General features: G+C 55.2%; 7 protein-coding genes and 1 pseudogene. 3 read left to right on the forward strand and 5 right to left on the reverse strand.

Going from position 1 to position 6,748, the window contains the following annotated elements; translation table 11 throughout:
* The 3 genes and pseudogenes from CPT76_RS38680 to CPT76_RS01210 form a co-directional block, all read right to left on the reverse strand.
* A pseudogene (locus CPT76_RS38680) lies at nt 1-157 on the reverse strand (SAM-dependent methyltransferase); the annotation flags it as partial.
* A gap of 347 nt (nt 158-504) precedes the next feature.
* Complete coding sequence (locus CPT76_RS01205; RefSeq protein ID WP_105441662.1) at nt 505-1,725, reverse strand: amidohydrolase; 1,221 nt, start codon at nt 1,723-1,725, stop codon at nt 505-507.
* Nucleotides 1,726-1,830: 105 nt separating this feature from the next.
* A complete protein-coding gene (locus tag CPT76_RS01210; RefSeq protein WP_105441663.1) occupies nt 1,831-3,054 on the reverse strand; it encodes an amidohydrolase in 1,224 nt (407 codons plus the stop codon).
* 161 nt (nt 3,055-3,215) lie between these two features.
* On the opposite strand from CPT76_RS01210, the gene CPT76_RS01215 reads away from it, so the two are divergent.
* Nucleotides 3,216-4,106, forward strand: coding sequence for a LysR family transcriptional regulator (locus CPT76_RS01215; RefSeq protein WP_105441664.1), 891 nt, complete (start codon nt 3,216-3,218; stop codon nt 4,104-4,106).
* A 136-nt stretch (nt 4,107-4,242) separates the two neighbouring features.
* On the opposite strand, the gene CPT76_RS01220 is transcribed toward CPT76_RS01215, so the two are convergent.
* Both CPT76_RS01220 and CPT76_RS01225 read right to left on the reverse strand, forming a co-directional pair.
* On the reverse strand, nt 4,243-4,872 hold the full coding sequence (locus CPT76_RS01220) for a nitroreductase family protein (protein ID WP_105441665.1): 630 nt from the start codon (nt 4,870-4,872) through the stop codon (nt 4,243-4,245).
* Nucleotides 4,873-4,981: 109 nt separating this feature from the next.
* The gene (locus CPT76_RS01225; RefSeq protein ID WP_105441666.1) at nt 4,982-5,581 is read right to left on the reverse strand and encodes a phospholipase D-like domain-containing protein; all 600 of its coding nucleotides are present in this window, start codon (nt 5,579-5,581) and stop codon (nt 4,982-4,984) included.
* 156 nt (nt 5,582-5,737) lie between these two features.
* On the opposite strand from CPT76_RS01225, the gene CPT76_RS36490 reads away from it, so the two are divergent.
* Both CPT76_RS36490 and CPT76_RS01235 read left to right on the forward strand, forming a co-directional pair.
* Nucleotides 5,738-5,923 carry a hypothetical protein gene (locus CPT76_RS36490; RefSeq protein WP_146116112.1) on the forward strand — a complete coding sequence of 62 codons (186 nt, stop codon included), beginning with the start codon at nt 5,738-5,740 and terminating at the stop codon, nt 5,921-5,923.
* A 220-nt stretch (nt 5,924-6,143) separates the two neighbouring features.
* Nucleotides 6,144-6,491 carry a Na-translocating system protein MpsC family protein gene (locus tag CPT76_RS01235; protein WP_105441668.1) on the forward strand — a complete coding sequence of 116 codons (348 nt, stop codon included), beginning with the start codon at nt 6,144-6,146 and terminating at the stop codon, nt 6,489-6,491.
* The last annotated feature ends 257 nt before the right edge of the window (nt 6,492-6,748 follow it).

Below are 6,748 nucleotides of genomic sequence, written 5' to 3' on the forward strand. Positions count from 1 at the left end.
TGCCGGTACCCGCACCGATATCGGCAATCACCGAATCGGCCGTCATGCCGACTACGGAATAGAGGTAATCCACCGCCTCCGCAGGATAGCTTGGACGGTACTTGACGTAGTTCTCCACCCGGTTTGAAAATCTTGCCTTACTGTCACTGCTCATCATGCTTCACGCTCCTTTAGCATCATTAGATCATGTCTCGCATTCGAACCACGGACCTGCATCCTGTTGAACCTTCTCGATGATATGTTTCATACAATGAAACACAGTTCCATTTAATGCTGTCTTGATTATAGAAAACCCTGCGTTTTGTTGCAAGACCTAATTTAGATAAGCGAAGTCATCTCACCTGTTGGCAGATCCCTTCAAGCGCCAACCACAAGCATAAAAAAGCCGTCAACCCTGCATCGCAGAGGCTGACGGCTTTCTTGTTTGTCCCCCGGCCCGCAGAGCCCGGTTGTCTATTTGGCTTCAGTCGAGCGATACTGCGAGGACCGGCACGACCTACTGCTTCAGTCCAGCGCTCCGGCACGACGTTCCCCGGACAATGTAGCCACCCGGGGTGATTTGCGGGCGACCGCTTCGGCCGAGCACGACGCGTCGACCAGCGCAAGGCTCGCCTCGTCGCCGATCCGCGGCCAAACCTGGCGGCCTTCGGCATCAAGCGGCGTAACTCCGCCCGTGATGTACTGCAGGCCCTGCGCGAGCGCCTGCTCGTTCACCCAGCCGGAGATTTCGGCCAGACGGCCGGCGCGCTCGAGAATGTCGCCGGTGCCAAACGGCGACCATACGTCAAAGACGTTGTCGCAGCCGACCGACACGGATACGCCCCTGCCTTGCAGCAGGCGTACGGGCGGAAACTTGCGGTTCATCGGCACGCTCGTGATGATGCCGATCCCGGCTTCCGCAAGCATGTCTGCGGCTGCTTCGGCCTGCCCGGCGGAAATGTCGCCGAGGCAGAACGCATGGCTGACAGCGACCTTGCCTGCTAGACCGGCATCCCGGGTGAGGCTGGCCAGACGCTTCAGCGTAAACAACCCGAGATGATCCGGGTCGTGCAGATGCAGGTCGATCCCCGCGCCTTCGGAGGCCGCAAGCTCTACCATCGTCCGCAGGGATTGTTCCACATCCCCGTCTACCGTCGCCGGATCGACCCCGCCGACGAGCGACGCCCCGCTGCGCAGCGCTTCCCGCACCAGCTGGGCAGACTGCGAGCGCAGGAGCCCCTGCTGCGGAAAAGCGACGATTTCATACGTCAGCTTGCCTTCAAACGCCTGCAGCGCCTTCTGGACCTCTTCCATTTGCTTGAGGCCGGCCTCCGGGTAAATATCCACATGGGTCCGGACGTGAGTGACTCCGGATCGCAATGCCGTCTCCAGATACAGGGAGGCCCGCTCGGCGATTGAAATGACATGCTCCGCATGCAGGCGCTTTTCCTCGTCCAGCCGGTCAAAAATATGCTTTGCCGGCGTAACCGGCCGCCACTTGGAACCAAGCAGCGTCTTGTCCAGATGGCAGTGCTTCTCGATAAAAGAAGGAAGCGCCAGATACGACTTGGCGTCCAGCCGCGGCAGATCGTCCGTAATAGCCTGATTCGCCGGAATTTTATCCGCGATCCTGCCGTCCCGGATCAGGAGATGGCACAGCTCTGTTTCCGTGCCGGTCACCACGCCGTTGTCGGTTTGGAGTCCGCTCTCCAGGCGGACATTGGTAAGCCAAAGAGCTGATTGCATCGATATCTACATCCTTTCTATTCTATAGATTGAACTAAAAGTTTCACATTGTATTTAGTTCATTCTGTGGGGTAAAAAAATTCAAAAGAAGTTACGCCCTCATGTCTATTTCATTCCGAAAACGGGCTTGCCCTGATGCAGCAGAGCTTTCCGCGCTGCCCGCCTCGCCACGGCTTCCGCCGAGCAGCTGGCGTCCACAAAGACGGCGCTGGCCTCGTCCCCCGGCATCGGCCACACCCGGCGGCCTTCCCCGTCCAGCGGGGTCCGTCCGCCGGTCACAAAGCCGAGGCTGGCGCCAAGCGCCGCCTCACTGCCCCAGCCGAAACGCTCGGCAAGCGTTCCGGCCTTCTCCAGGCTGTCCCCTTTGCCGAACGGGGACCAATGATCGGTGATGCTGTCATGCCCCAGCTCCACCCGAACCCCCTGCTTCGCCAGCATCGGGATCGGAATCGTCCGCCCGAGGGGTACGGACGACGTGACCGAGATGCCAAGGTCCGCCATCCGGGCGGCTACCGCAGCCGCCTCCTCCGGCGGAATGTCCGCCAGCGCCAGGGCGTGGCTGACCGTGACTCTGCCCTGCCATCCGGCCTGCTCGGTCAGATCCGCGAGGCGCTGGATCGTAAACACGCCCAGGTGGCCCGGATCGTGCAGGTGCAGGTCGACCCCGGCCTCCGCCTCCACGGCAAGCTCCATCATCGTGTTCAGCGACTTCTCGATGTCGCCGTCCACGGTGGCCGGATCGACGCCGCCTGCCAGGGAAGCCCCGCTGCGCAGCGCCTCCCGCACCAGGCCGGCCGCTTGGCTGCGCAGCAGCCCGTGCTGCGGAAACGCCACGATCTCGAAGGTGGCGCGGTTCTTATAGGTTTCGGCCGCCCGCAGCGTCGCCTCCAGATTGTTCAGCCCGACAACCGGATCGATGTTGCAGTGGGTGCGAAAATGCGTCGTCCCCGACGCAAGCAGCAGCTCGATAAGCTGCTCCGCCCGATGCTGCGCCGTCGGCAGCAGCTTGGGCAGCAGCTTCTCCTCCTCCTCGATCCGAGAAAAGATGCCTTTGGGCGCAGGTCCCGGTGCTTTCCATGGGCCGCTGTAATACGTTTTGTCCAAATGAATATGCATGTCCCGCATCGCCGGAAGCATCAGCGCCCCGCCCATGTCCGTGTGGGGGAAGCCGTCCTCCGGCAGCGCATCCGCCGGCCGGATTTCGGCGATGCTCCCCTCCGAAATGCGGATATGGTACAATGCGGTTTCCGTACCGCTGACGGCCTCTCCTTCGTAACGCCAGCCGGTCTCCAGCCGGACATGGGTCAGCCATAATGATGAATGTTCCATCAAGCCCTTCCTCCTTTGGTGGTCCTGCGATAGAAGCGCAGACTTCCCTGCCTCATATCCCGTATGCTAACATGGGATTTGATATATGAAAAATATTTATAATATTTGAAATACTAAGGTTTTATATATACATTGAGCAGAATTGACTGGAGGGATGACCCATGGATGTCAGACAGCTGAGGTATTTTACGATCATCGTAGAGGAAAAGCAGATTTCTGCCGCAGCCCGAAGGCTGCACATGTCGCAGCCTCCGCTGAGCCAGCAGTTAAAAGCACTGGAGGACGAGCTTGGATCGGCTCTTGTGGAGCGGAGCGGCAAGCATCTGGAGCTTACCGAAGCGGGCAAGGCACTGTACAGCTACGCCCTGAAGCTGCTGCAGCTGATGGACGAAGCCAAGACCGAGGTTCAGGAGATCGGCAGCGGCTTTAAAGGGGTGCTCCGCATCGGCATCAACACACTGTCGTCGGTGGACCTCCCCGGCACGCTGATGCGGTTCAAGGAGAACTATCCGCAGGTCATCTACAAAATCCAGCAGAACGAATCCGCACAGCTGTGCAGCATGGTCAAGAGCAGGGTGCTTGAGCTCGCGATCATTCGCCTTCCGCTTGCGCTGGACGAGTTCTCGGTGCTTCATTTGAATACAGAACCCTTTTATCTGATGGCATCCCGGCAGCTTGTCCCCGAGTCTCTTGCTCCGGAGATCCCGCTTGAGCAGATCCGAAACTACCCTCTAATCCTTCCGAGTACGGAAGGACTCGGCGTTCACTACACCGTCCTGATGGCCTGCGCGAAGCACCGTTTTGAGCCCCGAATCATCGCCGAATGCTCGGACATTCCCCTGCTGCTATCTTTAGTGTCCAGCGGCTTCGGGGCGGCGGTCGTCCCTGAGACGATCGTAAAGCTTCATACCAGTCATGATGTTCAGGTTGCGAGAATCGCGGACGCGGACTTAACATCGCCGTATGCCTTGATCTGGCTGAAGGAGCACCACCTGTCCCAGGCGGCGCGGCATTTTATCGATATGATCTCCCCGCCTGCATCAAGGGAATGACAACGTATAAGCAAAGGATTGCAAACGAAAAAGCCCTCCCGCATATCGGAGAGGGCTTTGGCTTGACACTACTTTATGAATAATTGCATGGACTTACCGTAGAAAACGTTGGAACGGCCGCCGCTTCTTTTTTTAATCAGTTAAACCCGTCGTATGTCACAAACTCCGCCACCGGCTTCCGGTAGCCGCGCGGTCTCTGTCTGCCCGTATCCTCCTTGCCGATCGTAATCAGCATGGCCGGCACATACCGGTCCGGAATGTTCAGCACCTTCCGCAGCGCTTCCGGATCAAATCCGATCATCGGGCAGGTATCCCAGCCCCGGTCCTTGGCGATCAGCATAAACAGCATCGCGGACAAGCTGGCGTTCCGGATGGCCTCATCCCGCTTGAACGTGTCGCCCCTGCTTTCATACATGTCTGTTACGCTGCTGACCGTTTCCTCAAATTCGCGCTTGTCGATAACGCCCAGGCTGAGCAGCCCTTCGTTGATCGGTCCCACATTATGGTAGGCTTCAAGATCACCCAATACGGCGATGACGGCCGAGCTCGTTAACACTTTGTACTGCTTGAATGCTGCTTCATGCACCTGTTCCTTCTTCGTTTGATCGATGACGGGAACGTAGTGAGCGTGCTGCAGGTTGAAGGCCGAGGGTGCAAATTTGACGAGGTTGAACATGTCGTCCAGCTCCTGCGGGCTGATGGTTACGCTCGGGTCGAATTTATTGGCGGATCTTCTTGCTTTGACAAGGTCTGTAAAGGACGTCATGCTGTTCGCCTCCGTATGTATAAATTTCCAACTTACTATGAAGTTATCATATCATACTAACTGTAAAAAAGTAAGTTACAATTTAAAAAATGTTCTGACCTCTGACAAATCACCCGCTCCAGTCCGTGAAACGATCGGCATCGTCCCACAGATGTCTGAACGCCTGCTCAAACTTGGCGGCAACGGCCGCATCCTTGATAATCAGCACGACGTCGTCATTTTCCCGGGCAGAGGACTCCAAATAATTCATCGATCCGACCTCCACCCGGCTTTGATCCGCAATCAGCATTTTCAGATGCATCTTCCCTTCATGCGCATTCACCTTGACCGGAACGCCGGCTTCCCGGATCCGCTTCAGCGCTTTCTTCTGTTTCCCTTTTTCTTCCGCATGCGCCCGGTCCGTAATCAGCCGTACCTGAACCCCGTGGTCCGCCGCATCGATGATGGCCGTTACAACCGGCTCGTAGCTGATGCTGTATACGGCAATATCCAGCGAGGATTTGGCCTCCTTGATGAGCTGTACGATCGCTTTCTCCGGACGTTCGCCTTCGCTCGTGAACAGGGCTTGAACGTCAGCAGCAGAGCCTTCCGTTACTGCACCGTTATGAGCAGAGCTTCCTTCCCCTTGTTGTTCATCCGACGCAGCGGAGCAGCCGGAAACAGCAGCACAGAGCAGAATGGCGGACACAGAGCTGTTGATGACTTTCATCGGATGACCTCCTTCAAAACATGGAAATTTTGGCGTACAGGTAGAATAACATTCTTTTCCATCGATTCAAAATTTGCTGAGCAAGCACGGCATACAGCCCGATTTCATCGCTCGAAGAGCATTCGCGGGCCTTACGTCGACAAAAACGGAACCGACATGAAAAACGGCGGCGCGTCGGTCATCGACAGCGGAAACAGCGCTTGGGCCGGTCCTGGCGGACAGGACATCGAAGGCATCAGCATCATCGCACGCCAAGCTTACAGCACAGCCGAGAACGGCGCTCCCAAGCTGCTGATCAGCGATCTGTATTGGGATTCCAGCGGCTGGCCGTATTATAATTGATGCTTTTCTAACCGTATTTTTCGTTTCAGAGCAGTCATTCAAACCTGACATGGATTGAAAAGTTCGTGAATGGATTCAATTCAAATCATTTATGACATTAATTTATCATCAAAAATCGACAAAACCCGAACGATGGTCTTGCAAAAAACTCTTTTTTTATGTAATATAGACCTATCTGAACTCCTCATCACCAAAATAATCAACCGTTTGTAGGTGACCAATGGTTCATTTAGATTCCAACGAATTCAAGCAGAAGCTGAGTCAGGTATATAATGAAGTTTCCAAGGAGCTGTTCGGCTTTGGCACTTCTTTATTGAAGACAAGCATTCAGCCCGATGCGATTACCTTGTATGCCAGACACCGTCGGTCTCCCCGCTCCACTGTGCTCGAGGGCGAGGTTCCGGCTTTGAAATACGAGGTCGATTTTTACATGTCGATGATTTACAAGAAGAAGCTGAAATCTCGGCTGGAAGAGGAACTGGGACTAAACATCGAGGTTCTTCTTCGGGATTATGATCCCGCCACGCAGTGGGCAGTCACGAACATCATATTGTCACAACCTGAATGACACGGCCCTTTTCTTTTGATTTATCTTAAGGACTGGCCGAACCGTAACAAGAACGGATGCCGCTATTCTTTGTTTACATTGAAAAGCGCTCTAGTTAGAGATTTTCTTCTACCTAGAGTGCTTTTCTTTTTTAGTTTATAGATTTAGTTATAGAATTTGTTTGATTTTTCTTGTGACATGCCAAAATGTCTATTCAAAAGGGGGATATAACAACCGTCCTGCAGGGAAAACATCATATACAGCAGAGAAAAAAATTT

Source organism: Paenibacillus sp. AR247, assembly GCF_002968895.1.
Classification (GTDB): Bacteria; Bacillota; Bacilli; order Paenibacillales; family Paenibacillaceae; genus Paenibacillus_AQ; species Paenibacillus_AQ favisporus.